General features: G+C 52.0%; 1 rRNA gene. It reads right to left on the reverse strand.

Features of this window, described 5'->3' with window-relative positions:
• Positions 1-455: ribosomal RNA gene (locus NR195_RS22710) — 16S ribosomal RNA — on the reverse strand; the annotation flags it as partial.
• Positions 456-734: the final 279 nt, after the last annotated feature.

Raw genomic sequence — 734 nt, forward strand, 5'->3', positions numbered from 1 at the left:
TCGCCTTCCTCCCCGCTGAAAGTACTTTACAACCCGAAGGCCTTCTTCATACACGCGGCATGGCTGCATCAGGCTTGCGCCCATTGTGCAATATTCCCCACTGCTGCCTCCCGTAGGAGTCTGGACCGTGTCTCAGTTCCAGTGTGGCTGGTCATCCTCTCAGACCAGCTAGGGATCGTCGCCTAGGTGGGCCATTACCCCGCCTACTAGCTAATCCCATCTGGGTTCATCCGATAGTGAGAGGCCCGAAGGTCCCCCTCTTTGGTCTTGCGACGTTATGCGGTATTAGCCACCGTTTCCAGTGGTTATCCCCCTCTATCGGGCAGATCCCCAGACATTACTCACCCGTCCGCCACTCGTCACCCAAGAGCAAGCTCTCTGTGCTACCGTCCGACTTGCATGTGTTAGGCCTGCCGCCAGCGTTCAATCTGAGCCATGATCAAACTCTTCAATTTAAGTTTGATTTGCTTAAACAAGTTAAGCGGTGCTCATCTGTAAAACGTCATAATGAATTTCATTATGTGTTCACTCGTGAGGCTTGATATTTTTTTACGTCCGGAGACGCTGATATCAATCCTGCGAGTGCCCACACAGATTGTCTGATAAATTGTTAAAGAGCAGTGCGAACAGTGCGTTAGCGTCCTGTCGCGAGGTGGCGTATATTACGCTTTCCTCCTGCAGAGTCAACCTCTTTCTCAGAAGTTTTTCTCCGGCGGCGCAGTCTCCTGTGCCTC

This window comes from Pantoea sp. Ft-CA_14, assembly GCF_024520875.1.
GTDB lineage: Bacteria > Pseudomonadota > Gammaproteobacteria > Enterobacterales > Enterobacteriaceae > Pantoea > Pantoea agglomerans.